Source organism: Streptomyces sp. NPDC046308 (assembly GCF_055588065.1).
Map to the genome: position 1 here is coordinate 227,672 of NZ_JBVJFB010000002.1, position 24,641 is coordinate 252,312.

The 24,641-nt window shown below is 72.5% G+C and carries 28 protein-coding genes; 12 read left to right on the forward strand and 16 right to left on the reverse strand.

The window, feature by feature from the left end:
• Positions 1-63 precede the first annotated feature (63 nt).
• Positions 64-582 carry a DUF4240 domain-containing protein gene (locus ACZ6JT_RS08465; RefSeq protein ID WP_469208599.1) on the forward strand — a complete coding sequence of 173 codons (519 nt, stop codon included), beginning with the start codon at positions 64-66 and terminating at the stop codon, positions 580-582.
• On the opposite strand, the gene ACZ6JT_RS08470 is transcribed toward ACZ6JT_RS08465, so the two are convergent.
• A complete protein-coding gene (locus ACZ6JT_RS08470) occupies positions 583-1,353 on the reverse strand; it encodes an SDR family NAD(P)-dependent oxidoreductase (protein WP_469208601.1) in 771 nt (256 codons plus the stop codon).
• An 88-nt stretch (positions 1,354-1,441) separates the two neighbouring features.
• Here ACZ6JT_RS08470 and ACZ6JT_RS08475 point away from each other — a divergent pair, with 88 nt between their 5' ends.
• Positions 1,442-2,095 carry a TetR/AcrR family transcriptional regulator gene (locus tag ACZ6JT_RS08475; RefSeq protein ID WP_469208603.1) on the forward strand — a complete coding sequence of 218 codons (654 nt, stop codon included), beginning with the start codon at positions 1,442-1,444 and terminating at the stop codon, positions 2,093-2,095.
• A gap of 105 nt (positions 2,096-2,200) precedes the next feature.
• Here the strand turns inward: ACZ6JT_RS08475 and ACZ6JT_RS08480 are convergent, their stop codons facing one another.
• Positions 2,201-2,647, reverse strand: coding sequence for a hypothetical protein (locus ACZ6JT_RS08480; RefSeq protein ID WP_469208605.1), 447 nt, complete (start codon positions 2,645-2,647; stop codon positions 2,201-2,203).
• Positions 2,648-2,871: 224 nt separating this feature from the next.
• Positions 2,872-4,281, reverse strand: a complete 1,410-nt coding sequence (gene glnA / locus ACZ6JT_RS08485; protein WP_469208607.1) for a type I glutamate--ammonia ligase — start codon at positions 4,279-4,281, stop codon at positions 2,872-2,874.
• A 184-nt stretch (positions 4,282-4,465) separates the two neighbouring features.
• On the opposite strand from glnA, the gene ACZ6JT_RS08490 reads away from it, so the two are divergent.
• Positions 4,466-4,933: an RDD family protein gene (locus ACZ6JT_RS08490; protein ID WP_469208609.1), complete on the forward strand. Its 468-nt coding sequence runs from the start codon at positions 4,466-4,468 to the stop codon at positions 4,931-4,933.
• Between the two features lie 144 nt (positions 4,934-5,077).
• Here ACZ6JT_RS08490 and ACZ6JT_RS08495 read toward each other — a convergent pair whose 3' ends face one another.
• The 5 genes from ACZ6JT_RS08495 to ACZ6JT_RS08515 all read right to left on the reverse strand — a co-directional run bounded on the left by ACZ6JT_RS08495 (position 5,078) and on the right by ACZ6JT_RS08515 (position 8,549).
• On the reverse strand, positions 5,078-5,776 hold the full coding sequence (locus ACZ6JT_RS08495; RefSeq protein ID WP_361763839.1) for a DUF4191 domain-containing protein: 699 nt from the start codon (positions 5,774-5,776) through the stop codon (positions 5,078-5,080).
• Positions 5,777-5,785: 9 nt separating this feature from the next.
• Positions 5,786-5,983, reverse strand: a complete 198-nt coding sequence (locus tag ACZ6JT_RS08500) for an SCO2195 family GlnR-regulated protein (RefSeq protein ID WP_327419205.1) — start codon at positions 5,981-5,983, stop codon at positions 5,786-5,788.
• Positions 5,984-6,243: 260 nt separating this feature from the next.
• Positions 6,244-7,197 carry a lipoyl synthase gene (gene lipA, locus ACZ6JT_RS08505; protein WP_469208611.1) on the reverse strand — a complete coding sequence of 318 codons (954 nt, stop codon included), beginning with the start codon at positions 7,195-7,197 and terminating at the stop codon, positions 6,244-6,246.
• 110 nt (positions 7,198-7,307) lie between these two features.
• Positions 7,308-8,108 carry a lipoyl(octanoyl) transferase LipB gene (gene lipB, locus ACZ6JT_RS08510; protein WP_469208613.1) on the reverse strand — a complete coding sequence of 267 codons (801 nt, stop codon included), beginning with the start codon at positions 8,106-8,108 and terminating at the stop codon, positions 7,308-7,310.
• Between the two features lie 120 nt (positions 8,109-8,228).
• Positions 8,229-8,549: a hypothetical protein gene (locus ACZ6JT_RS08515; protein WP_469208615.1), complete on the reverse strand. Its 321-nt coding sequence runs from the start codon at positions 8,547-8,549 to the stop codon at positions 8,229-8,231.
• A 173-nt stretch (positions 8,550-8,722) separates the two neighbouring features.
• On the opposite strand from ACZ6JT_RS08515, the gene ACZ6JT_RS08520 reads away from it, so the two are divergent.
• Complete coding sequence (locus ACZ6JT_RS08520; protein WP_469208617.1) at positions 8,723-10,162, forward strand: regulator; 1,440 nt, start codon at positions 8,723-8,725, stop codon at positions 10,160-10,162.
• 51 nt (positions 10,163-10,213) lie between these two features.
• Here the strand turns inward: ACZ6JT_RS08520 and ACZ6JT_RS08525 are convergent, their stop codons facing one another.
• The 3 genes from ACZ6JT_RS08525 to ACZ6JT_RS08535 form a co-directional block, all read right to left on the reverse strand.
• Complete coding sequence (locus ACZ6JT_RS08525) at positions 10,214-11,485, reverse strand: NAD(P)/FAD-dependent oxidoreductase (protein WP_469208619.1); 1,272 nt, start codon at positions 11,483-11,485, stop codon at positions 10,214-10,216.
• Positions 11,486-11,710: 225 nt separating this feature from the next.
• Complete coding sequence (locus ACZ6JT_RS08530) at positions 11,711-12,598, reverse strand: TIGR01777 family oxidoreductase (protein ID WP_469208621.1); 888 nt, start codon at positions 12,596-12,598, stop codon at positions 11,711-11,713.
• A gap of 326 nt (positions 12,599-12,924) precedes the next feature.
• Complete coding sequence (locus ACZ6JT_RS08535; protein WP_469209594.1) at positions 12,925-13,632, reverse strand: VIT1/CCC1 transporter family protein; 708 nt, start codon at positions 13,630-13,632, stop codon at positions 12,925-12,927.
• Positions 13,633-13,766: 134 nt separating this feature from the next.
• Here ACZ6JT_RS08535 and ACZ6JT_RS08540 point away from each other — a divergent pair, with 134 nt between their 5' ends.
• The gene (locus ACZ6JT_RS08540; protein ID WP_469208623.1) at positions 13,767-14,846 is read left to right on the forward strand and encodes a PP2C family protein-serine/threonine phosphatase; all 1,080 of its coding nucleotides are present in this window, start codon (positions 13,767-13,769) and stop codon (positions 14,844-14,846) included.
• A gap of 25 nt (positions 14,847-14,871) precedes the next feature.
• On the opposite strand, the gene ACZ6JT_RS08545 is transcribed toward ACZ6JT_RS08540, so the two are convergent.
• A complete protein-coding gene (locus tag ACZ6JT_RS08545) occupies positions 14,872-15,123 on the reverse strand; it encodes a hypothetical protein (protein WP_469208625.1) in 252 nt (83 codons plus the stop codon).
• Positions 15,124-15,230: 107 nt separating this feature from the next.
• Between ACZ6JT_RS08545 and ACZ6JT_RS08550 the strand changes: the two genes are divergently transcribed.
• Positions 15,231-15,602 carry an ArsC/Spx/MgsR family protein gene (locus tag ACZ6JT_RS08550; RefSeq protein WP_469208627.1) on the forward strand — a complete coding sequence of 124 codons (372 nt, stop codon included), beginning with the start codon at positions 15,231-15,233 and terminating at the stop codon, positions 15,600-15,602.
• Between the two features lie 216 nt (positions 15,603-15,818).
• Here ACZ6JT_RS08550 and ACZ6JT_RS08555 read toward each other — a convergent pair whose 3' ends face one another.
• Positions 15,819-16,646 (reverse strand): DUF2182 domain-containing protein, encoded by an 828-nt coding sequence (locus ACZ6JT_RS08555; protein WP_469208629.1) that lies wholly within the window; start codon positions 16,644-16,646, stop codon positions 15,819-15,821.
• A gap of 227 nt (positions 16,647-16,873) precedes the next feature.
• Between ACZ6JT_RS08555 and ACZ6JT_RS08560 the strand changes: the two genes are divergently transcribed.
• Positions 16,874-17,527 (forward strand): DUF1326 domain-containing protein, encoded by a 654-nt coding sequence (locus tag ACZ6JT_RS08560; RefSeq protein WP_469208631.1) that lies wholly within the window; start codon positions 16,874-16,876, stop codon positions 17,525-17,527.
• A gap of 473 nt (positions 17,528-18,000) precedes the next feature.
• On the opposite strand, the gene ACZ6JT_RS08565 is transcribed toward ACZ6JT_RS08560, so the two are convergent.
• Positions 18,001-18,816: an alpha/beta fold hydrolase gene (locus ACZ6JT_RS08565; RefSeq protein WP_469208633.1), complete on the reverse strand. Its 816-nt coding sequence runs from the start codon at positions 18,814-18,816 to the stop codon at positions 18,001-18,003.
• Between the two features lie 65 nt (positions 18,817-18,881).
• Between ACZ6JT_RS08565 and ACZ6JT_RS08570 the strand changes: the two genes are divergently transcribed.
• A complete protein-coding gene (locus ACZ6JT_RS08570) occupies positions 18,882-19,343 on the forward strand; it encodes a MarR family winged helix-turn-helix transcriptional regulator (protein ID WP_469208635.1) in 462 nt (153 codons plus the stop codon).
• A 772-nt stretch (positions 19,344-20,115) separates the two neighbouring features.
• Here ACZ6JT_RS08570 and ACZ6JT_RS08575 read toward each other — a convergent pair.
• Complete coding sequence (locus ACZ6JT_RS08575; protein WP_469208637.1) at positions 20,116-20,436, reverse strand: hypothetical protein; 321 nt, start codon at positions 20,434-20,436, stop codon at positions 20,116-20,118.
• A gap of 490 nt (positions 20,437-20,926) precedes the next feature.
• On the opposite strand from ACZ6JT_RS08575, the gene ACZ6JT_RS08580 reads away from it, so the two are divergent.
• The 4 genes from ACZ6JT_RS08580 (at position 20,927) to ACZ6JT_RS08595 (ending at position 23,668) form a co-directional block, all read left to right on the forward strand.
• Positions 20,927-21,241, forward strand: coding sequence for a hypothetical protein (locus ACZ6JT_RS08580; RefSeq protein WP_469208639.1), 315 nt, complete (start codon positions 20,927-20,929; stop codon positions 21,239-21,241).
• A complete protein-coding gene (locus ACZ6JT_RS08585) occupies positions 21,234-22,145 on the forward strand; it encodes a hypothetical protein (RefSeq protein ID WP_469208641.1) in 912 nt (303 codons plus the stop codon). The genes ACZ6JT_RS08580 and ACZ6JT_RS08585 overlap by 8 nt, the downstream gene beginning before the upstream one ends.
• A gap of 394 nt (positions 22,146-22,539) precedes the next feature.
• On the forward strand, positions 22,540-22,986 hold the full coding sequence (locus ACZ6JT_RS08590) for a hypothetical protein (protein ID WP_469208643.1): 447 nt from the start codon (positions 22,540-22,542) through the stop codon (positions 22,984-22,986).
• Positions 22,987-23,221: 235 nt separating this feature from the next.
• Positions 23,222-23,668: a hypothetical protein gene (locus ACZ6JT_RS08595; protein WP_469208645.1), complete on the forward strand. Its 447-nt coding sequence runs from the start codon at positions 23,222-23,224 to the stop codon at positions 23,666-23,668.
• Between the two features lie 30 nt (positions 23,669-23,698).
• Here ACZ6JT_RS08595 and ACZ6JT_RS08600 read toward each other — a convergent pair whose 3' ends face one another.
• Positions 23,699-24,616, reverse strand: coding sequence for a Gfo/Idh/MocA family protein (locus ACZ6JT_RS08600; RefSeq protein WP_469209596.1), 918 nt, complete (start codon positions 24,614-24,616; stop codon positions 23,699-23,701).
• Positions 24,617-24,641: the final 25 nt, after the last annotated feature.

Genomic DNA, 24,641 nt, shown 5'->3' on the forward strand with positions numbered 1-24,641 from the left:
CACCGGCCTTTCGCCGTATGAGCGGTGGCGGCGCGGGGGCGCACCCGTGATGCTGGAGCGGTGATGGACGAGACGGAGTTCTGGGAGATCGTGGACCGTACCCGCGAGGCCGCCGACGGCGACCCCGAGGAACACGCCGAGCTGCTCGTGGAGCGGCTGGCCCAGCTCGACCCGGATTCAGTCCTCGACTTCGCCCGGCACTTCGAGTCCCGTTACAACCGGGCGTACACCTGGGACCTGTGGGGCGCGGCCTACGTGCTGCTCGACGGGGCGAGCGACGACGCCTTCGACTACTTCCGCTGCTGGCTGATCGGGCAGGGGCGGGAGGTCTTCGAGGGCGGGGTGCACGATCCGGACCATCTCGCGGAGCTCCTGGGCGAGTTCGACGAGGAGATCGACGGGGACGGCGAGGAGCTGGGGTACGCGGCCGACGAGGCGTACGAGCAGCTGACCGGGGCGGTGGCACCGGACCTGGGTATCCCGCTGCAGGCGGCGGAGCCGGAGGGCACCCCGCTGGACTTCGAGAACGAAGCCGCGCTCGCGGAGCGCTTCCCCCGGCTGTGGGACCGGTTCCGCGCCTGATCAGTAGTGGGTGCCGCCGTCGATGCGGATCTCCGTGCCGGTGATGAAGGCGCCGTCCTCGCAACCGAGCATCGCGACGACACCGGCCACGGTCTCGGGGCCGGCGAAGCCCTGGCCGAGGGCCGGGGCGAGCTTGGCGAACAGGCTCCAGTCGGTGTCCTCGGGCAGGCCGGGGCCGTTGCCGGTGGTCATGCCGGACTCGATGGAGCCGGGCGCGACGCAGGTGAAGCGCAGGCCCTGCTTGCTGTACTCGGCGGCCAGCGCGTGGGTCATGGACTGGATGCCGCCCTTGCTGGCCGCGTAGGCGGACATGTAGGGGTGCGCGAAGGACGCCGCGGTGGAGCTGAAGTTCACGACGGCCGGGCGGTCGCCCGCCAGCAGGGCCGGCAGCGACTCGCGGATCATCAGGAAGGTGCCGGTCAGGTTGACCCCGATGACCTGGTTCCACAGGTCGAGGGTGGTCCGGTGGGTGTGCGCGGAGCGCAGGATGCCCGCGGCGTTGACGAGCACGTCCATCCCGCCGAGGGCGAGGGTCGCGGCGGCCACGCCCTCCTTGACGGCGTTCTCGTCGGATATGTCGAGGACGGCGGTGGTGAGCCGGTCCTGGTGGCCCTCGGCGGCCGCGCGGTCCGCGGTGACCTTGAGGCCGGCCTCGCTGACGTCCACGGCGTGGACCTGGCCGCCCTCGGCGAGGATGCGGTGGACGGTGGCGCGGCCGATGCCGGAGCCGCCGCCGGTGATGAGGACGCGACGTCCTTCGTAACGGTTCATGGCGCGAGCGTACCGAAGCGGTGGCACGTTTTGCCATCCTGTCATGGAATGTCATGAACCTGGGCGGCGGGAGGCTACGCTTCACCCCGTGAGATCCCCTCGTCCGTACTCTCCGCAGGCCGGCCCCGGAGCCCCGTCGCTGACCGAGCGCCGCAAGGCCGCCACCCAGCTCGACATCGCCCGGGCCGCCTGCGAACTGTTCGCCGAACACGGCCCCGACGGCACCACCGCCGAGGACATCGCCCACCGCGCGGGGGTGGCGCTGCGCACCTTCTACCGCTACTTCCGCAACAAGCAGGAGGCGGTGGCACCGCTGCTCGCGGGCGGTGGTGACGCCTGGCGCGCGCTGCTGGCCGAGGAGACCCCCGGCACTCCCCTCGCCGAGGCGCTGGAACGCGCCGTCACCCGGTCCCTGAGCGACCTCCAGGCGGTCGGGGAGGGCCTGGAGGTGACCCGCGGCCTGCTGCGCGCGGCGGCGGGCGACCAGGCCCTGCGGGCGGTCTGGTACCGCGTGAACCAGGACTCCGAGGAACATCTGGTCCCGGTGATCGCCCGGCTGGCCGGACCGGAGGCCGATCCGCTGGAGGTCCGGCTGCTCGCCGCGGCGGCCACGGACGCGATCCGCGTCGCGCTGGAGATGTGGTCGACCACGGACGCGCCCGTCTCGGGCACCGGCTCCCCGGCCGAACTCGCGGTCCGCTGCCTGCGCGACCTCACCAGCGCGATGCCCCTGCTGCGCTGATTTCAGCGCGGCAGGGGCATCGGCCGGGCCCGCAGGCCCTACGTGTCGTACGTGTCGGACGTGCCGGACGTGTCGTACGCGTCCTGGTCGCTCTCGGCGCCGGTCTCAGTGACCGCCGCCCCAGCCGCTTCCGCCGCCGTCGCCACCGTCGCCGCCACGACCGCCGCTCCAGCCGCCGCCACCACCGCCGCCGCCGTTGCCGCCGTCGCCACCGCGGACGCCGCCCCACCCGCCGTCGCCGCCGTTGCCGCCGTCACCGCCGCGACCGCCACCCCAGTTGCCCCAGTCGTGGTGGCCCCAGTCGCCGTTGCCGCCGCGGCCGGAGTCGTTCCAGTTCGAGTCACGCCAGTTCGAGTCGTTCCAGTTGTTGTTCCAGTGGTGACGTCCGCCGTAGCCGCCGACTCCGCCGTCGTCCCAGCACCAGCTCGGACGGTCACGCCAGTCCCGGTTGCAACATTCGTCCCAGCGCCAGTCGTGCCAGCGGTTGTCGGAGCACCTCCAGTGGCCGCCCCCCGCGGGAGTGGTGCTCGCCGACGCGGTGGCCACGGGCATCAGGCCGATCGTGACCCCGGCGGCCCCCGCCAGGCATGCTGCAACGATCCTTCGGCGCATCTTCATGCACCTCCGTACGTGTCTCGCTTATACGGCATTTAGGTCATTCCACCCTCACCCCTCCCCCGCTCCCCTGTCAAAGCGAAAGGCCCCCCGCCGCTCTCCGTGGAGAGTGGCGGGGGGCCTCCCATCAGGCATGACGCTCGTTCGTGAGCGGTCGCGACCTACAGGTCGAAGTACAGCTCGAACTCGTGCGGGTGCGGGCGCTGCGCGATCGGGGCGATCTCGTGCGTGCGCTTGTAGTCGATCCAGGTCTCGATGAGGTCGGGGGTGAAGACACCGCCGGCCAGGAGGTACTCGTGGTCCTCCTCCAGGGCCTTGAGGACGTCCTCGAGGCTGGTCGGGACCTGCGGGACGCTCGCGTGCTCGTCGGGCGAGAGCTCGTAGAGGTCCTTGTCGATCGGCTCCATCGGCTCGATCTTGTTCTTGATGCCGTCGAGGCCCGCGAGGAGCAGCGCCGAGAAGGCGAGGTACGGGTTCGAGGACGGGTCCGGCGCGCGGAACTCGACGCGCTTGGCCTTCGGGTTCGAGCCCGTGATCGGGATGCGCATGGCGGCGGAGCGGTTGCGCTGCGAGTACACCATGTTGACCGGCGCCTCGAAGCCCGGCACCAGGCGGTGGTAGGAGTTCACCGTCGGGTTGGTGAACGCCAGCAGCGACGGGGCGTGCTTGAGGATGCCGCCGATGTAGTAGCGGGCGGTGTCGGACAGGCCCGCGTAGCCGGCCTCGTCGTAGAACAGCGGGTCGCCGTTGGCCCACAGCGACTGGTGCACGTGCATGCCCGAGCCGTTGTCACCGAAGATCGGCTTCGGCATGAAGGTCGCGGTCTTGCCGTTGCGCCAGGCGACGTTCTTCACGATGTACTTGAAGAGCATCAGGTCGTCGGCCGCGGCCAGCAGCGTGTTGAACTTGTAGTTGATCTCGGCCTGGCCGCCGGTGCCGACCTCGTGGTGCTGGCGCTCGACCTGGAGGCCCTGGGCGTCGAGCTCGAGGGAGATCTCGGCGCGCAGGTCGGCGAAGTGGTCGACCGGTGCTACGGGGAAGTAACCACCCTTGTAGCGGACCTTGTAACCACGGTTGTTCTCCTCGGCGCCCGTGTTCCACGCGCCGGCCTCGGAGTCGATGTGGTAGAAGCCCTCGTTCGCGGAGGTCGCGAAGCGCACGCTGTCGAACACGTAGAACTCGGCCTCGGGGCCGAAGAACGCGGTGTCGGCGATGCCGGTGGAGGCGAGGTACGCCTCGGCCTTCTTCGCGATGTTGCGCGGGTCGCGGCTGTAGGCCTCGCCCGTGATCGGGTCGTGGATGAAGAAGTTGATGTTCAGCGTCTTGTCACGGCGGAACGGGTCCAGACGCGCGGTCGTGATGTCGGCGCGCAGGGCCATGTCCGACTCGTGGATCGCCTGGAAGCCGCGGATCGAGGAGCCGTCGAAGGCGAGCTCCTCCGCCGGGTCGAATGCCCGAGCCGGGATGGTGAAGTGCTGCATCACACCAGGCAGGTCGCAGAAGCGGACGTCGACGAACTTGACGTCGTTCTCCTCGATGTACTGCTTCACTTCGTCGGCGTTCTGGAACATCCAACTCCTCCTACTCCCGGCCCCGGGGCAGGGCGGGCTTTATAGCTCGTGGTGCGTCAGTGCGGTGCCGCACGCTGACCCGACCATAAGCACAAGGGATTTCTCAAGCATGACCCATTTGTTTCGCACAAGTTAACCAGGGTCCCGCCGGAGTGCCGTGAGGCGCCACCGGTACCGTGGTCGGGTGGACAACAGACAGGCAATCGGATCCTGGCTCTCCGGCCCCCGCGCGGCCGCCGAGGAGATGGGCGTCGACTTCGGCTATCCGGGTCAGCGGCTCGGCCTGCCCCAGCAGGGGCCCGGCTCGGTGGCGCGTTTCGGGCGCCGGCTCGGCGCCGTCGCCATCGACTGGATCGGCTGCCAGCTCATTGCGTACGGGCTGATCACGGGCGGCGACGTGGCCGCGGCGGGCAACTGGACCCTCTGGCTCTTCCTGACCCTGAGCGTCCTGACGATCGGCACCGTCGGCTTCACCCCCGGCAAGCGGATCCTTGGCCTCCGGGTGATCTCGGAGAACGGCGGCCGCCTCGGCGTCGGCCGGGTGCTCCTGCGCACGCTGCTGCTGGCCCTGGTCGTCCCGGCGCTGATCTGGGACCGGGACGGCCGCGGCCTGCACGACCGGCTGGCACGCGCCGTCCAGGTCCGCATCTAGGAGCGCACCGGGACCGCGCGGACCGTGTGACACAGGGGTGGGGGAGGAAGGGGGGGGGGGGGGGGGGGGGGGGGGGGGGGGCTCCCCAGAATTGTTCGTTTTTGCTCCCACCCCTGTGTCGTATACGAAAATCGGGTCAGCCGGTCAGCGCATCTTCCCGCCGCGGGGCATCTTCATGCCCTTGGGCATGGGGCCCTTCGGCAGCGGCATGTTGCTCATGAGGTCACCCATGGCGCGCAGCTTGTCGTTGATCTCGGTGATCTGCGGGCCGGCCAGCACGCGCGGCAGCTTGAGCAGGGTGGTGCGCACCTTCTTGAGCGGCACCTCGCCCTCGCCCGTGCCCACGATGAAGTCGTGCACCGGCACGTCCGGCATGATCCGGGCCAGCTTCTTCTTCTCGTTCGCGAGCAGCGGCTTGACCCGATTGGGGTTGCCCTCCGCGATCAGCACGACGCCGGCCTTGCCGACGGCCCGGTGGACGATGTCCTGCTGCCGGGTCATCGCGACGGCCGGAGTCGTCGTCCAGCCCCGGCCGACGTTGTCCAGTACGGCCGCGGCCGCGCCCGGCTGTCCCTCCATCTGCCCGAAGGCAGCCCGCTCGGCCCGTCGCCCGAAGACGATCGCCATCGCCAGGAACGCCACGAGGAAGCCCAGGATGCCCAGGTAGAGCTCGTGCCCGATCAGGAAGCCGATCGCAAGAAGGACACCGAAGGTGACAATTCCCACGCCCGCGACGATCAGACCGACCTTCGGGTCGGCCTTGCGCGTCATCTTGTACGTGAGGGCGATCTGCTTCAGTCGCCCAGTGTTCGCAGCAGTCTCTGCGTTTGACTTCCTCGCCATACAGCGAGTTTACGTGGCCTGCGGGGTCCGGGTGGCCGCGGCCTCAAGTACGTGTTCGGTTTCGACCCGGTCCTTGGCCCTGCGGCGGTCTTCGAGCACCGCCGTCCAGGCGTTCCGGCGGGCGCCGCTCATCAGCAGGGACTCGATGCCCCTGAAGGCGTCGGAGAAGGACGGGATGGCGATGGCGCGTACGGGCGCGGCCTGCATGATGTCGATCCCTTTCACGGAATTCACGTCGGCAGTGCGTGTAGCGAGGGTGTGCTGCGGTGCGGGCGTGCGCACTGCGGTGTGTGCGGTGCGTGGACCCAGCGTCACTGATTGGTGTTACCAGCGCATGACCTCGCGGTCAAACGTGTCGAAACATTGACGCGGCCCGCCGTGCTCTTCCTCGAAAGAGCCTAGGGGCCGCGTCGCTGCGGTGTTACCGACTAGTAAGCTTTTGTGCGCGAGTTCACACGCTCCCGCGCCTACGCTCCTGCTCGGCTGCGCTTCTCCATCGCCTGGGTGTACAGACGTCCCGCCCGGTACGAGGAACGGACCAGCGGGCCCGACATCACACCGGAGAAGCCGATCTCCTCGGCCTCCTTCGCCAGCTCCACGAACTCGGCCGGCTTCACCCAGCGCTCGACGGGGTGGTGCCGCGGCGAGGGCCGCAGGTACTGGGTGATGGTGATGAGCTCGCAGCCGGCCTCGTGCAGCTCCTTCAGCGCCTCCGAGACCTCCTCGCGCTCCTCGCCCATGCCCAGGATCAGGTTGGACTTGGTGACGAGGCCGTAGGCGCGGGCCTGCCGGATCACGTCGAGCGAGCGCTCGTAGCGGAAGCCGGGGCGGATCCGCTTGAAGATGCGGGGCACGGTCTCGACGTTGTGCGCGAAGACCTCGGGGCGGGAGGCGAAGACCTCCTCCAGCAGCTCCGGGACCGCGTTGAAGTCGGGGGCCAGCAGCTCGACCTTGGTGTGCCCGCTCTCGCGGCCCGCCGTCTGCTGGTGGATCTGGCGCACGGTCTCCGCGTACAGCCAGGCGCCGCCGTCGGCCAGGTCGTCGCGCGCGACGCCGGTGATGGTGGCGTAGTTCAGGTCCATGGTGACCACGGACTCGCCGACACGGCGGGGCTCGTCCCGGTCCAGGGCCTCGGGCTTGCCGGTGTCGATCTGGCAGAAGTCACAGCGCCGGGTGCACTGGTCGCCACCGATGAGGAAGGTGGCCTCGCGGTCCTCCCAGCATTCGTAGATGTTGGGACAGCCGGCTTCCTGGCACACCGTGTGCAGTCCTTCGCCCTTCACCAGGGCCTGCATCTTGGTGTACTCGGGACCCATCTTCGCCCGGGTCTTGATCCACTCGGGCTTGCGCTCGATGGGGGTCTGGGCGTTACGGACCTCCAGGCGCAGCATCTTGCGTCCGTCGGGTGCGACTGCGGACACGACCGGCTCCCTGTGACTTCGATTGTTCGGGCGCCCACCAGGGTACGCCCGTAATTTCGTACGCTCTTACGTCGGCCAACCTGCGAGGGGGCGGCCGCATTCCCGGGGAGTCAGACGCCCGCGGCGGGCTCCGTGTCGCGGGGCCGCAGCTCCGCGTGCTCCAGTACGTCCTTCAGGTGCCGTTCGACGACGGGCAGCACCTCGGCGATGGTGATCTCGCGGCCCAGTTCGTAGGAGAGGGAGGTCACACCGGCGTCCCGGATGCCACAGGGCACGATGCGGTCGAACCAGGTGTTGTCCGGGTTCACGTTGATCGCGAAGCCGTGCATCGTGACGCCCTTGGCGACGCGGATGCCGATGGCGGCGAGCTTGCGGTCCTCGCGGCGCTGACCGGCGTTGGATGGCGCGTACTCGGGGCCGTTGAGCCGGGCGTCGAACTCCTCGTCGTGCAGCCGCGGGTCGAGGTCGAGCGAGAGCCCGCCGATCGCGGGGCGGTCCTCGACGGGGTCGCCGAGCACCCAGACGCCGCTGCGGCCCTCGACGCGGGTGGTCTCCAGGCCGAACTCGGCGGCGGTGCGGATCAGCGCCTCCTCCAGGCGGCGGACGTGCGCGACCACGTCCACCGGGCGGGGCAGCTTCATGATCGGGTAGCCGACCAGCTGGCCCGGGCCGTGCCAGGTGATCTTGCCGCCGCGGTCCACGTCGACCACGGGCGTGCCGTCGAGCGGACGCTCACTGGGGTCGGTGCGGCGGCCCGCCGTGTAGACCGGCAGGTGCTCCAGCAGCAGGCAGGTGTCCTCGACCTCGTCGGCGAAGCGGGCCGCGTGCACCCTGCGCTGTTCTTCCCAGGCCACGGTGTACTCGACGGATTCCGGCCCGAAGCCCAGATGGACAAACCCAAGCTCAGCCACCGCAGCGCCTCCTCGTTGAACCTGCTGTGTGCACGTACTTCACTGAGCAAGGGTACGGCGGCCCGTTCGAACCCCTTCAGGACCCCTCCGGCGCCCCGTCAGGACCCCTTCGGCGCCCCGTCAGGACCCCGGCACGAACTCCGGGCCGGCCTCCTGGGCGGGCGCCGGCCCCGGTTCCACCGGGGGCCACGGCAACTGCTTCGGGCGGCGCCGGCCCTTCGACGGCCGGTCCGGGTCCTCGTCCGCGCGGGGCAGCCGCCGGTGGCCCTCCGCGTGGTCGTTGACCCAGCCGCACACCCCGCAGGCGTACCGCCCGTCGAGTCCCGCGATGTAGGTGCCGCAGCGCCGGCACTCCGCCTCGGTCAGTTCGGGCGGGGGCAGCGGGGTGGTGGATTCGGTTCGCTCCTCGGGGAGGTGCGCCCCGTGGGGCCGAGGGGTCATGGTCCGCAGCCTATGCGGGCGGAAGGGGTCGGTCCGTAAAGGGCCCTACGCATTCTGCACACGATCGGATGAATGTGGGGCAGAGAGGGCGGCATGAGCGGAGTTCGCCGCTACATTCACGCCGTTCACAGGGCCGGGACTCCGGTCCGTCACGTCAGGAGACCGTGGAGCCGATGACGGAACGACCTGCCCAGCGCGGCCCCAACCGGCAGCTCGCGGCGCTGATCGCGGAAGCCGGGTTCTCCAACGCCGGGCTCGCCCGCCGCGTCGATCAGCTCGGCCTGGAACACGGTCTCGACCTGCGGTACGACAAGACCTCCGTGACCCGCTGGCTGCGCGGGCAGCAGCCGCGCGGGACCACCCCCGCGCTGATCGCGGAGGTGTTCACCCGGCGCCTGGGGCGGCGGCTCTCCGCGCAGGACCTGGGGCTGGACGCCTGCGCACCCGTGTACGCGGGGCTGGAGTTCGCGGCCACGCCGGAGGAGGCCGTGGACATCGCGAGCGGACTGTGGCGCAAGGACTCCGGCTCGCACGCCGAGCTCCGGAAGATCGCCTTCACCCCGGCCGGGCTGGTCGTGCCGAGCCGGGACTGGCTGATCGGGCGCGCCGACGAGCGGGTGGGCCGGGGCGCGGACCCGGCGGCGGCCCGCGTCCCGCTGCAGGGCCGGGCCACCGTGCCCCGGCAGCGGCAGATCGACCGGGGCCCCGGGCAGCGGGTGACCGGCGGGGACATCGCCGCGCTGAGATCGGTCGGCGAGCTGTTCCGCACCCTGGACCAGGCCTACGGCGGCGGCCACGCCCGGCAGGCGCTGGTGCGGTACCTGGAGCACGAGGCGGAGCCGATGCTCCGCGGCACCTACGGCGAGACCACCGGGCGCCGGCTGTTCTCGGCCGCCGCCGATCTGACCCGGCTCGCGGGCTGGACCTCGTACGACATCGCCGCGCACGGGCTCGCCCAGCGGTACTTCGTACAGGCGCTGCGGCTGGCGCAGGCCGCCGGGGACCGGCCGTACGGCTCGTACGTGCTGGTCACCATGAGCCGGCAGGCGGTCTACCTCGGCCACGGCCGGGAGGCGGTGCAGCTGGCCCGGGTGGCCCAGCAGGGCGTGGGCTCCGGCCCGCCGCCGGTGGTGCAGGCGCTGCTGCACTCGGCGGAGGCGCGGGGACACGCGGTGCTCGGCGAGGTCCGGGCGTCGACGGCCTCACTGGTGCGGGCCGAGCGGGCGCTGGGCGCGGCCCGGCCGGGGGACGACGTTCCGCACTGGGCGCGCTTCTACGACGAGGCGCAGCTCGCGGACGAGTTCGGGCACTGCCACCGGGACCTCCAGCAGTACCGGGCCTCGGCCCAGCACGCGGAGCGGTCCCTGCAGCTGAGGGCGCCGGGGTACGCGCGGTCCCGGCTGTTCTGCCGGGTGGTGCTGGCCACGGCCCGGCTGGGGCTGGGCGAGCTGGACCAGGCGTGCGCGCTGGGCGCGGAGGCGGCGCAGCAGGCGTCGGAGATGCGGTCGGTGCGGGCGGTGGAGTACGTACGGGACTTCGAGCGGCGGCTGGAGCCGTACCGGGACGCTTCGGCGGTGCGGACCTACCGGGACCGGGTGGCGGCGTTGTCGTGACGCTGTGCGGGCCCGGCCCCCGAGGGGGACCGGGCCCGGGCCGAGTGGTTCTCAGGCCGCCACCGGAAGTGCGGGCTCCGGGGTGGCCGGGAGCGGGATGCCGAAGTCGCGCAGGAGGGCGCCGGCGGCCCGGCGGGCCGAGTGCAGGGCTCCCTGGACGGTGTTGGTGTCGCGGTGGTCGCCGCACACGTACAGCCCGGCCAGCACCCGTACCGGGCGCCGCAGGTCGTGGGGCGGGGGCATGGCGGGCACGGCCTCCGGGGTGTGGTGGACGGCCAGCAGCTCCCAGTCGCGGGTGGCTGTGTCGTAGAGCCGGGCGAGGCGCGAGGCGACGGTCCGCAGGGGCGGCGGCGGTCCGAGCACGGTCGTGGTGACCAGGCTCCGGCCGGCCGGCGCCCGCGTCGGGTCGACCGCGCTCATCACGGCGGTGTGCGAGACGGGCCAGTTGGGGTCCGCGTCCAGGAGCAGCGAGCCGTCCCGGGACAGGGGCGTGGCGGTGGCGTGGTGCAGGACGGTGACCTCGTGGAAGGCGGGCACGCGCAGGCCGGGCAGCAGCTCGGCGGCGGCGCGGGCGCCGGTGGCGAGGAGGACGGAGCGGCAGCCGAAGTCGCCGTGCTCCTCGGTGGTGACCAGGTTCGTCGCCACCGAGCGGACCCGGACGCCGGTCCGGACGGTGCCGGGCGGCAGGGCGGCGGCGAGCAGGTCGGGCAGGGCCGCGGCGCCGCCCTCGGGCACGGCGAGCCGGCCGCGGGCGAAGGTCCGCAGGGCGAGGTCCGCGACCCGGCTGGAGGTGGTGAGCTCCGGATCGCGGAGCAGGGCGGCGAGCAGTGGCCGGAGCACCCCGTTGAGGGTGCGCGGCGGCAGTCCGCGGGAGCGCAGGGCGGCGTGCGCGGTGCGTTCGGGACGGGCGAGCAGCCGGTCCTCGGGCAGGGCGGCGAGCCGGCCGAGGGCGGCGCTGAGCCGGGCCTGGTCGAGGGAGCCGCTGGCCAGGGCCCGGGCCGGGGTGAGGGCCCCGGCCCGCAGCTGTTTGCCGTCGGCGTGGACCAGGACCCCGGGCACGAAGGGGCGCAGGGTCAGACCCCGCAGGCCCGGGGTACGTGCGAGTTCCGTGTACGAGGTGTTGAGCAACTGGCCGATCCGGTCCAGCCGGAACCCGTCGGCCGACTCCGTGGCCATCCGGCCGCCGGGGTCGTCGGCGGCCTCCAGGACGGTGACCGTGACTCCCGCTGCGATCAGGTGCTGCGCGGCCGCGAGTCCTGAGACTCCGGCTCCTACGATGACGACGTCCGCATGGTGCGCGGCATGGTGTGCGCTGCTGAGCACGTGCCCCTCCCCGAGGTCGGCGCGGCTGTGTGGGGATCCTCCTTCCCCCAACCGGCTCCAGGGGAACCCGAGTTCGGCTGGGTATTACGGTCAACTCCGGTCGCACGACGGTCGCATCCGGGTCACGAACGGTCGCACGGTGGTCGCACGCGGCGCGCCCCTCCCGTCGGGGCTCTCCCGGCACTGCTCGCCGGGGGCGGCCCGCTCGGCGCTCGGGCCGGCCGTTCAGAGGGCGGCGCGGATGGCCTGCTCGATGCCGGGGTCGCGGAAGACGAAGCCGGACTCCAGCAGCCGGGCCGGGCGGGCCCGCTGACTGCCCAGCACGTCCGCGGAGAGCTCCCCGAGCACGATGCGCAGCGCGGGCGCCGGTACGGACAGCAGCGCGGGCCGGTTGAGCACCCGGCCCATGGCCGCGGTGACCTGCCGGTTGGTCAGCGGCTCGGGGGCGGTGAGGTTGACGGGGCCGTCGAGGCCGGGGGTGTCGATGATGTGGCGCAGGGCCGCGACCTCGTCCCGGAGGGAGATGAACGACCAGTACTGGCGGCCGTTGCCGAGCCGGCCGCCGAGACCGGCACGGAAGAGCGGGAACATCCGGCCCCAGGCCCCGCCCTCCCGGGCGACGACCAGTCCGGTACGGGCGTACGCGGTCCGGATCCCGGCCTTCCGGGCGGGCGCGGCGGCGGCCTCCCACTCGACGCAGACCGAGGGCAGGAAGCCCTGCCCGGCGGGGGCGTCCTCGTCCACGGCCCGGTCGCCGCTGTCCCCGTAGTAGCCGACGGCCGAGCCGCTGACGAGCACGGCGGGCGGCTCGTCGAGCGCGGCCACGGCCCGGGCGATCGCGGCGGTCCCGAGCACCCGGCTGTCCCGGATCTCCTTCTTGTACGCCGCCGTCCACCGGTGGTCCCCGATCCCGGCGCCGGCCAGGTGCACGACGGCCCCGCAGCCGGCCAGCCCGGCGGGGTCGACGTACCCGCGCGCGGGATCCCACCGCGCCTCGTCCCCGCCCGTCGGCTCCCGCCGCACGAACCGCACCACCTCGTGCCCGTCCGCCCGGAGGGACCGCACGAGTGCACTGCCGATGAGGCCTGTCGCCCCCGTGACCGCGATACGCATGCCGTCATTCTCACCCGGAGGGTGGCCGCGCCGACCGCAGGTCTCCGCGTGCGGCGCGGTGCTTCCCCGGCGTCCCCCCACGGCGCTCCGCGCCCGCGCCCCGATCTCCCAGCCCCGCCGGCGTTTGAGGCGCGGGGCCCGGGGCGGAGCCCCGATCTCTCAGCCCCGCCGGCGTTTGAGGCGCGGGGCCCGGGGCGGAGCCCCGATCTCTCAGCCCCGCCGGCGTTTGAGGCGCGGGGTCCGGGGCGGAGCCCGGATCTTGCAGCCCCGCCGGCGTTTGAGGCGCGGGGTCCGGGGCGGAGCCCCGGGGCCGGGCGGAGCCCGGTTCAGGTCGTGCCGAGCCAGGTGCCCACCGCGTAGGTGACGGCCATGGCCAACGCGCCGCCGCCGACGTTCCGCGCCACCGCGCGGAGCGCCGGCGCCCCGCCGAGCCGCGCACTGAGCACCCCGCACAGCGTGAGCGCGGCGACGACGGCCACCACCGTCACCGGCACCCGCGCGGACGGCCCCGGCAGGAGGATCGCCAGCAGCGGCAGCACCGCCCCGACCGTGAAGGCGATGAGGCTGGCGAAGGCCGCGTGCCACGGGTTGGCCAGCTCGTCGGGGTTGATCCCGAGCTCCACCCGGGCGTGTGCCTGCAGCGCGTCCCGCCGCGTCAGCTGCTCGGCCGCCTCCCGGGCCACTTCCCGGCTCAGGCCCCGCTCGGCGAGCAGGTCGGTGAGTTCCTCGAGCTCCGCCTCCGGCTCCTCGGCCAGCTCCCGCCGCTCCAGGTCCAGCGCGGCCCGTTCGGAGTCCCGCTGCGAGCTGACGGAGACGTACTCCCCGGCCGCCATCGACAGGGAGCCCGCGAGCAGCCCGGCGACCCCCGCCGCCAGGATCGCGGACCGCGAGGTGGTGGCCCCGGCGACGCCGACCACCAGGCCGGCGGTGGAGATGATCCCGTCGTTGGCTCCGAGCACCCCCGCGCGCAGCCAGTTGAGCCGGGTGCTGATCTCGGCGCTCTGCGCGCCGTCGCCCGTACCGTGCGCCTCGATGTGCGCCCGACTGGGCGCCTTCTCCGAGCCCTCGTTTCCCGTCACGCCCCCACTTTCGCGGCAGGGGCCGTACGAAGCCACCCGGCGGGCCGGTCCGGGGTGCGCGGGCGGGGCTCGCGTACCAGGGTGGAAGGGTGAGACGCGGACGCGAGGAGCCCGGCAGGCTGCGCGGGGAGCCGCCGCCGCGCTGGGCCCGGTTCGCGCCCGCGGTGGCCCTGGTGGGGCTTGTGCTCGCGCAGGCCCTCACCCCGGGCGTGGAGCTGGGGTTCTTCCTGGCGGGCCTGCCCCCGGTGGCGGCCTTCGCGTACGGGGCGGCCGGGACGGCGGTCTTCGCCGCCGTCGTGCTCCTGCTGCTGGGGCTGCCGACCCTCGGCGTCGGCCACGCCCGCGGCACGGACCTGGCCACGGTGGCCGTCGTCGGGGTGCTGAGCGTGGTGATCGCCTGGGTGCGCCAGCGCCGGGACGCCCAGCTGGTCAGTGTGCGGACGGTGGCCGAGGCGGCGCAGCTGGCGGTGCTCCCGCCGGTGCCGGAGCGGGTGGGCGCGGTGCGCTGCTCGGGTCTCTACCGGGCGGCGCAGCACGGCACCCTGGTCGGCGGCGACCTGTACGACGTACGGGCCGGGCCGCACGGCGTGCGCGCGCTGGTCGGGGACGTACAGGGACACGGCCTGGCGGCGGTGGGCACGGTGGCGGCGCTGCTCGGGGCCTTTCGCGAGGGCGTGATGGACGACTCCGGGCTGGCGGCGGTGGCGGGCCGGCTGGACCGGCGGCTGGTGGTGGACGCGAAGGCCGGCTCCGTGGAGCATCCGGAGCTGTTCGCGACGGCGGTGCTGCTGGAGTTCCCGCCGGGGCTGGACCTCGTACGGATCGTGTCGTGCGGGCATCCGCCCGCCCTGCGGCTGCGCGGGGCGGCCGTGGAGGAACTGGTGGTGGAGCCGGGCCCGCCGCTGGGCCTGGGGCTCGCGGGCCCGCCGCCGGCGGTGGCGGAGCTGCCGCTGCGGCCCGGGGACCAACTGCTGCTGCACACCGACGGCGTGACCGAGGCCCGGGACGCGGCCGGGCACTTCTACCCCCTGGCCGCCCGGGTCCCCGTACTGGCACGGGACCCGGGGGGCCTGGTCCGGGCGGTGTGGCGGGACCTCGCGGCCTTCACGGACGGCGGTCCGCGCGACGACGTGGCCCTGCTGCTGCTCTCCCTGGACGGATCGGGGTGAGCGTCGGATGACCGGGCAGCCCGGGTTACGACTCCTTGATGAAGGCGCGCACCATCTTGCAGGTGACGTTCGACGGGCGGTGGATCCCCGTCCGGACGGCCATCGTCCGGATCTTCCGGTTGGTGGCGCGCCGGGCGTCGTACGTCCCCGAGTCGAGCAGGGATATCGCCAGCCGCATCGCCTTCAGGCGGCGGTTGTGGCTCTCGTACCACTCGCGGGGCAGGCCCGCCGGCAGCGGCTTCTTCTTGACGGGCCGGACGGTGGTGGCAGTGGCCATCTACAGCCTCCCAAACGGTAGTTGGCGTCCTGTCGTTCTTCCTCGATTTTACCGGGGACCACTGACAAAAGCCCCTGGCCAGACCGGCCCCGGCTAGGGTTGACGGCATGGAGATCTGGATCAATCCCGCCTGTTCCAAGTGCCGCAGCGCACTGACCCTGCTGGACGCCGAGGGCGCCGAGTACACCGTGCGGCGGTACCTGGAGGACGTGCCCTCCGAGGACGAGATCCGCGAGGTGCTCGGCCGGCTCGGGCTGGAGCCGTGGGACATCACGCGTACCTCGGACCCGCTGGCCAAGGAGACCGGCGCACGGGAGCTGCCGCGCGAGGAGACCGACGCGGCGCGCGGGCGGTGGATCGCCCACCTGGCCGCCCACCCGAAGCTGATCCAGCGCCCGATCATCACCGCCGAGGACGGCTCGGCCGTGGTCGCCCGCTCCGAGGAGGCCGTCCGCGAGGCCCTCTCCCGCAAGGCCTAGGTCGTCTCTTTTGGATCTTGCCGGTTAAGCCCGCGTCGTTCCCCCAGCTACCGCTGGGAGGTGCCCCCAGCCGCCGTGCATCGCAAGGCGGAGGGGTGCCCGAGTACTGGACGTACTTGGGTGCCCCGACAACGCGGCGAGGTGCGGTGCCAGGCGACGCGGGTGTGGGGGCACCTCCCAGCGGTAGCTGGGGGAGCAAGATCCGAAAGAGACGGCCTAGGGGCGGAGCATCTCCGTCATGGGCGACTGCGGCGGGGTCAGGCCCGGCAGCAGCCAGGGCTGGAAGAGGCTCAGTACCGCGAGGACGAGGAAGACGGCCCCGACGACCTGCGAGAAGACGGGGCCCAGCCGCCAAAGCTTCTCCACGAAGATCACCACGGCCACCGCTGCCATCGCCAGGACGTTCATGACCCCCAGCGGGACGAGCACGACCATCAGCCCCCAGCAGCAGCCCACGCAGTACGCCCCGTGGTGCGCCCCGACCCGCAGATCGCGGGCCCGGGGCCGGAAGCCCGCGTAGCGCACGAGCTGACCCATCGGGCTCCGGCAGTGCCGCAGGCACAGGTCCTTCCACGGGCCGAACTGGTACAGCCCGGCGACCAGGAACGCGCCGGCGCCGATCCAGCGCCCGGCGCCCGGGTGCTCGTCCACCAGGGCCCCGGTGCCGGCGAGGAGCCCGTAGGCGATCAGGCCGAAGGCCGTCCAGGCCAGCAGGTACCCGGCGGCGAACTGGGCGGTACGAGCCACCCGTACGACTCGCGTGGGCGACTGGCGGCCGATGGTCCGCGCCCAGGTGAGGGCCACCGGGGCCACCGACGGGAACATCATGGCGATCATCATGACCAGCCACAGCAGCAGGAACAGCGGGACGCCCATGCCCATGGTTCCCGGCTCGACGCCCATGTCACGGGCCTGGTCGACCACCAGCACCCAGGCGAGGAGGGCGATCGACGCCATCACGGCCCAGGCGAAGGCGAGCTGCCGGGCCGACAGCAGATTTGCCGGACGCAGAGGGGGTGACAGGGCCTTCCCGTCGAGGCGCACCCTTCCAGCACATCACGGCGGACCTGCGGGTGCGCGCGGGAACGCGGACGCGTGCGACGCCTGCGGGCACGTGCGGACGCGTGCGGGCGCGTGTACGTGGAACGCATCTCCTCCTGGTCACCCGTGCGGTGGGACAATCGGGGTGGATACCCGTTAACCCGTACGCCCCGGGCGTGGGCCGGTGAGGGCTCCCGGGGGCCACGCCATGGTCACGAGGAGGCAGGGAGATGTCCGAGACGACGGCGACCGTTCCCCGGTGGCACGCGGCGGGCGACTGGTTCGACACCTGCAAGTGCGACGTGCCCTGCCCCTGCTCGTTCGCGCAGTTGCCCACCCACGGCGACTGCGACGGCATCCTGGCCTGGCACATCCGCGAGGGCCGTTACGGTGACGTCCGGCTGGACGGCCTGAACGTGCTGATGCTGGCGTCGTTCGTCGGGAACATCTGGGCCGAGCACACGGACACGTACGCGGCGGTCTTCGTCGACGAGCGCGCCGACGAGCCCCAGCGCGAGGCGCTCCAGATGATCTTCGGCGGGCAGGCGGGCGGCTGGCCCGCCGAGATGGTGACGATGATGGCCGGCGAAATGCGCGGCATGGAGTTCGCCCCCATCGAGATCGAGGTGGCCGACGACCTCGCGAGCTGGCGGGCCGTGGTACCGGGCCGGGTCGAGGCGAGCGCGGCCGCGCTCACGGGACCCACGACTCCGGAGGGTGCGCGCGTCCAGTCGACCAACCTGCCGGGCGCGGAGACCGGACCGGGCCAGGTCGCGACCTGGGGCCGCTCGACGGCGGACCGCGCCGACGCCCACGGCTTCTTCTGGAGCCGCGCCGGCCTGTCCAGCAAGCACATCACCTTCGACTGGACGGGTCCCGAATAGGGGGCGCGGCCGGTTGGCTGGCTGGCTGGCTGCGGTTGGCTGCGCCGCTTGAGCCGGGCTTCGGAAGGGGGTCGGTTGGGGCGGGGGCGGGCGCGCGCCGGGGCGTCTCCTCGGGCGCCAAACGTGTCGGGAGGTCGGACAGCTCGGCGGCAGTGCGTTTGGCACCCTGCGGGGATCACCCCGACACACACCCACCCCCACCCCAACCGCCCCGGCCGACCAACCTTCCGGTGCTGGCCCACATTCGGCCTCGCCGCGCAAATTCAGCCTCTCCGGCGTTTGAGGAGCGGGGTCCGGGGCGGAGCCCCGATCTTTGAGCCGCACCGTACGGCTGCGCCGCGCAAGTTCAGCCCCTCCGGCGTTTGAGGAGCGGGGTGCGGGGCGGAGCCCCGATCTTGGAGCCGCACCCTCCGAATGGGCCGGGCAAGTTCAGCCCCGCCGGCGATTGAGGCGCGGGCAGAGCCTCGGCCTCGTCACAGACGGCGGGCGATTTCCACAGCCGCCGTCAGGGGGAGCGCGTGGTGCGCCACCCCCGGCAGCACCTCGACGCCCGCACCCGGCAGCGCCCCCCGCGCGACGCGCCCCGCGCGGCCCGCGTCGTGGCAGCGGGCGCGCTCCGCGAAGAGGACGTCGACCCGCTGCGTACCCAGCGCCGCCAGGTCCGGGCGCGGCCCGGTGACGGGGCGGACGGCGGGGAAGCGGGCGCTCTCGTCCTGCAGCCGCAGCCAGGCCGGGTCGAGGGCGGCCCCGCGGGTCTCCCAGCCGAGGAAGGAGCGGATCCGCCCGGGGGTGGGCCGCACCAGCACGGGCAGCGCGCGCAGCACGTACCCGGGGCGGAGCCCGGCGAAGACCTGGGTGGGGTCGATCAGCACGAGGCGGCCGAGCCGGGCCGCGCGCCCGGCGGCGTAGTGGGCGGCGATCCACGCCCCGTACGAGTGGCCGCCGAGCGTCACCGGTCCGTGCGCGCCGAGCCCGTCGAGGACCGCGTCGAGCCAGCCGACGAGGTCCGCCACGGACCGGATCGCCCGCCCGGGCGCCGGGACGCTGAGCCCGGGGTCGCCCACCAGGTCCACGGCGTGCATCCGGTGCGTGCGGGCGGCTCCGGCGGTGGCGACGGCGCCCCACACGGTGGAGGTGGCCCCGCCGCCGGGCAGCAGTACCAGCGGCGGGGCCCCGGCCGGGCCGCAGCTGTTGACGCGGGTGGTCCCGTACGGGGTGGGCAGGTCGACGGCGTCGACGGGCCCGGGCCACTGGCCGAGCACCTCGTCGTACGCGGCACGGAAGGACATGGCGGCGCTCCGATGTCTCGCTGGGCGATAATCTCGCTCAGCGAGAGATCCTAGGCGGAGGCGATGTGGACGACAACCGGGAACCCGACAACCTGCGGCTGGTCCACCTCCTGCGGGCGGTGACCGTCGAGTTCGGCCTGCGCCAGGCGGAGTTCGCCGCCCGCAACGGCATGCACGCCACCGACGTACGGGCCCTGATCTGCCTGCTCGACGCGGCCCGCGCCGACGAGCCGGCCACGGCCGGCCTGCTGGGCGCCCGGCTCGGCCTCAACTCGGCCGGCACCACCGCCGTGATCGACCGGCTGGAGCGGCTCGGCCACGTGGCACGGATCCGCGACGAGCGCGACCGACGGCGGATCCTGCTGCGTGTGGAGCCGGCGGCGATCCGTCTGGGCCGGGAGTTCTTCGGCCCGCTGATCGACGGGGTGCTCCAGGTGCTCGACGGCTTCGACCCCGCCGAACGGGACACCGTACGCCGCTTCCTGACGGCCGCCCACACCGTGTTCGCCCCGGAGCCCGGCGCGTGACGAAGCCCGGCGCAGACCCGCGTCCGGCTTCGGCCTGCACGTCGGGACTGCCCGCCTGAGGCGCCCGGCGGACGGGCCGGCGGACCCGACCGGGAGGCGGGGCCCGGTTGTTGAACGGGTCCGTCACGGCCGGCGGTCCCCAGCGGTCCCGGACCCGCCGGGAGGCGCGGGGCTTCCGAGGGACCGGCACCATGGGCATGCGTGGAGGTCGGCCGCCGCCCCTGCCGGGGGAGGTGGGGACAGGGAGAAGCCCGCCCGGTACTCGTCCTGAAGTGCGGGCATCGAGTTCACCCTCGTGCCGGGCGGGATGGTTTCGCCGCCCGCACCTGCTTCAGCCAGGCGGCGGATCGTCCGCATCGACATCGCCCGGACCGTGGACGCCAGCCGTCTTGCCGCCGCCCAGGGGCCACGAGCGCCTGGGTCGCCGCGGAGGCGCATCCTCACGCCACCCTTTCCGTGGACCGTGTGCGAGCACCCCAGCGGTAGATCGATAATAATTCTTTCAGTTTGGGCACGTCCCACCTTTCTCTCGAAGCCGGCGCGGAAGCACATCGAGCAGGAATACGACAGCCGTCACTGTTTCAACAAAACCAATTTGGCAGCGAGAAAGCAGCGATGTACGGATTGCCGGGGTTTTCACCCGCCTGTCGATGTACCAATTGCCGGGGTTTTCACCCGCCTATCGATGTGCGAATTGCCGGGGCGTTTCGGCGATATCAGCCACCTTTCCACCGTGCGCTCTTGATCGATCAGCCCGCCGTCGTGGCCGCCGTCAGCGGGTGGAGCCGACCGGCGAAAAGGGGTCATCCGGCCGGAACATCTCATGTGACGGGTGGCCGACGTGACTCAGGAAGGAGTCGGAGGCGAAGACGCAGAGCGGCTCCTCCTCCCGCCCCACCGACACCACGACGTCCCCGCGAGACAGCCGCACGGCGTCCACATGGAGGGACAGGACCCGCATGAAGCGCTGTCGGCGCCTCAGCTCAAGGGTGTCGACGCCCCAGAGACCGCCGATCCCTGAGGACCTCAAGGCAGTGAAAACTGTGCCCAGGGGGGTGGAGATCAGCACGATCCACAGGAGGATGCGTCCCACGGCTGGTCCTTTCGAAGGCTGAAGTTGAGAGACGTCCAGACCGGAGCCTCGGTGATCCCTCGGCATAACGCGGAGGCATATGCCGGGTTGCGCCCTGTCCTCCGATTGCAGTCATGCGCGGATCCGCCGACTCGGCATATCGATGCATTTACCGATGATCAGTCGACTGCCGAAGGACGAAGTCGACGGAGCCGATGACGGGGCTCAACGTCGAGGGGAAGACCTGGAGGGCCGCCTGCGGAAGCGAGAGCCGGCGGCATGCGCAGCCGCATCCCGGCGCGGCACGGGAGATCAACCGCTCCGGCGGAATGGGGGGACGGCGCGTCATGGGTGGCGGGGCCGTCGCGCCGGAGCCGGGCGGCGAAAAGGGCGCGCTCGATGTGCGCCTGGTCTGTTTGTCGAACCGATAAGACAGGCCCAACACTTGGTCATCGACCACCATCACCCGGATGGCGCATACCCTGACCAACATCGACAGCGTTTATGGAATATGACAACAGCAAAGCTCCCCCTCTTCTTCCGCAGTACTGCAGAGGAAGACGGACAGGGAGCCGGCATTCACTCCGGGGCGATCCGGATCGGGAAGTGGACTTTCATTCCGGGCTCAGGCGACTGCGGCGTGATCCGGAACGCGACGCTGGAACACGAGAGTCTGGAGATCGATCTGAGCTACTCGTCCACGATCTTCGAGGACTTCCTCCATACGATGAGCACGATCCAGGTCGACTTCGGCAGGCGGTGGGGGCACACGGGGGCGGCCCCTACGACCGTCGGCGAGCGCTCGGGCGGCAGTTCCCGTGTATGAGCCGTACGGGTACCCGAACCTCCACGGTGTCCACCCCCAGCCGGAGACCTCGACGTCCTGGGGTCTGCCGGACCCCACCGGGCAACCGTTCGGCACCGTGCAACCCTTCGCCACCGGGCAACCGTTCGGCGGGCCCGGTGAGGCCCTTCGGCCGTGGGATCCGGTGGAGGAACTCGCCGACCTTCTGCAGGAGAGCGCCGCGTCCGGGCAGCGGGAGCCGCTCACCGGTGACACGGCCAACGCCGTCGGCTTCGTCGCAGGACTGAAGCACACCCCTACCGGGCGGCCACCCGCACAAGCCTCCAGGGGGCACCGCCGGCACCTGCCGAAAACGCCCGTGGTGACCCTGCTGCAGACGGGTAGCCTTTTCACCGCCGCGCTGGTCGGGGCCATCGCCGCTGTCGTGAGCATCCTCAGCGGGTTGGCCATCTGCGACACCCTGCGCCACAGCGCCGGACCCCAGACCGCCCGCGAAGTGGTCAGCTGGTGGCCCCTGCTGATCTACGGCCCCTGGATGGTCGCTTCCCTGTCCATCCTCAGATCGGCCCTGCACCAGCGCCGCGCGCTCCATTCCTGGTCCATCGTTTTGTTGTTCTCGACCCTGGCCACGCTTCTGTGCGTGGCCCAGGCGCCCAGAACGATCGCCGCAGGGGCGGCGTCCGCTCTGCCCGCAGTCGCGGCGCTGGCCTGTTTCCAGCAGCTGGTCCGCCAGATCACCCTCACGCGGCCGCCTCGTCAAGCCGCTGCGCGGCACCGCAACCCGACGGCCTCGCTGTCCGTTCCGCTCAGGCACACGGCCGCGGCCGGGCGCGGGTCGGGCAGCGTCCCTCCCGGTTACCCCGCGGCGGAGGGCAGGGCGGTCCGCCCCGCCTCGCACACCCGCGGATTCGGGTACGGCGCCTGACGGTCGTGCTCGCGCGCAGGTCAGCGCGACGACCGGGGACGTGGGCAAGGGGCTCCGGTTGCCGGCGGCGGAGAACCGTACGCCCCCTGGGCGGCGACCCCGAAGAGCGAAGGCGGTAGTAGCCGCTAACTCCCTGGTCAACCCGGTCCTTTCCACACGTCGGGGGTGCTCGCCTGCACCTTTGAAACGAAGATCGAAACCAATGGTCACGGGCCGTACGCAGACTCAGTCCGACGGTCTACCCACCCTTGCCCCCTCGCGCGCCGGTAGCCGCCGCGCGCGGCTGAGCCACGCCCGTGGGGGTGGTCACGCCCGGCAAGCCCCCATCCCGCTGAAGCACCCCGCAACGCGCTCCGGCGCCTCACCTCCACGCCTATCACGAGAGATCAGCGACATGTACGAAATGAGCTACCCCGAGCGAGTCCAGTACAAGCGGCGCCAGGACACCGCCTACCAGGCCGGCGAAGACGCCGTCACCAACCTTCAGGCGGCACTCGCGCTCGCGGGCCTGACCCTTCCCTCCCTGAGCAACGACGGGCCGGTGGCCGGTCACGGCTTCGTCCGGCTCGGAGGGTGCAACGCGGCCTTCGCCAACCGGCTCGCCGAAGTCATTGCCGCAGGTGCCGACTCCCTGCGACGTCGGAGGAAGGCCGGCAGGGTGGAACTCCCTCAGGAAGGGCCGCAGCAGCGCCCCGTCCACGGTGTCGAAGTCGACGGCTACCGGATCCTGCGCGCCGAAGCCCCGGCCGCAGCGGATCCCATCGCCGCGTTCCTCATCGGCCTGCGCGGCACCACCGGGCATTCGACCCGCGTGGACCGCAGGTCGACGTCGACCCGCTGAAGCCCTACGAGCGGCGGGCCCGGGCCGCACCGGCCCCGGCCCCCGCCACCCCTCTTCATCTCACCCCCACCTCCCACCCCCTAGGGTGGCCAGAGCAGGAAAGAGGACGTATCGGATCAAAGGACCCGTTGTGAACGAGGAGCAGCAGCCACACGGACAAGCGGCCCCGCCGGCCCTCCCCGCCGGGGCGGGCCCACGACCCGGGCGGGGCGGGGCCGACTGGATGTTCGGGGGTGTGTACGGGACCGTTCTGGCCAGTGCGCTGTTGGCCGCGCTGCACCAGAAAGGGGAGGAGTTCACCCCGTACTACGACGCCAGCTGGGTGCTCGTGACGGCCGCGACCGCCGGGCTGGCGCACGGCTATGCGCACCACATGGCCTCCCACCTGCGGGACTCCGCCCGTCATCGGTGGCGGATGCTGGGCCTGGCGCTGTGGAACGAATGGCCGCTGATCGTGGCCGCCCTGCCCACCGTCCTGCTGCTGGTCGCCGCCGGGGTCTTCGAGTGGGACGCCTACGCGGTGACCGCCGTCGGGCTGGGGCTGAACACCGCCCTGCTGTTCAGCTGGGGTGCGCTCGTCGCGCTCCGCGTGGGCTACCGGATGACCTCGGCCCTGCTGATCGGCCTGGCCGACGCCACCATCGGCCTGGCCATCATCGTGGCGAACGCCGTCATCAAGTAGGCGGGGCGGTCCGTCACCTCGGGCGGTCCGTCACATCGGCAGCTGCGCCTCCGCCTCCGCGAGGATCTCCGTCAGCCGGGCCCCGAACTCCGCGCCGCGCGGATCCGGCACGCCCGTGCGGGCGGCGGTGAGGAGCGCGTCCAGGGCGCGGCCGTAGGCACCCGGTACGTCGCTCCAGCCGGGCAGCTCGTACACGCCCTCGGCACCGCGCAGTTGCAGGCCCACGCCGGCGGCCGCGCGCGGCGCGCCCAGGCTGAGGACGGCGGTGCTGGCCGCGCCGGAGGCGTGCCGCAGCGCCAGCTGGACCACGTCGGAGGGGCCCCTGGTGGCGCTGACCTCGGTGACCTCGCCGAGGACCGGGATGAGTACGGAGAGCGCGTGCGGGCCGACGTCCCACAGGCCGCCCTTGGCCTTGCGCCAGGGCGAATCGGCGTACGCGCTGGGCGTGCCGTCGGGCGGGAAGACGGCGCCGAGCCAGTGCGCGGCCGCGGTGAACCAGCCGGAGCGTCCGGCCTGTTCCGCCACCCAGCCGGCGGTGGGCTCGGCGAAGCGCAGGGTGAGGAAGACGACGGAGGCGACGCCGTGGCGCCCGGCCGCGTCGGCGACGGCCCTGGCCTCCTCGACCGTCGTCGCGACGGGTTTGTCGAGCAGCAGGTGGCAGCCGGCGGCGGCCGCGCGCACGGCGAGGGGGGCCTGGACGTCGGGCGGCAGGGCGAAGGCCACGGCGTCACACTCGGCGAACAACTGGTCGGGGTCTTCGTACACCTTCACGTCGTGGGCGCGCGCCAGCTCGGCCGCCGCCTCGGGCCGGCGGCCCCAGACGCCGGCGAAGTCGGAGCCGGGGTGCGCGGCGAGGGCGGGCGCGTGGGTGCGGTGCGCCCAGGGGCCGGTGCCGAGCAGTCCGACCCGCGGTCGGGGCTCTCCGATGGGGTTCAAATCAGACGAAATGCTCACGCGCCCAGTCTGCCCCACC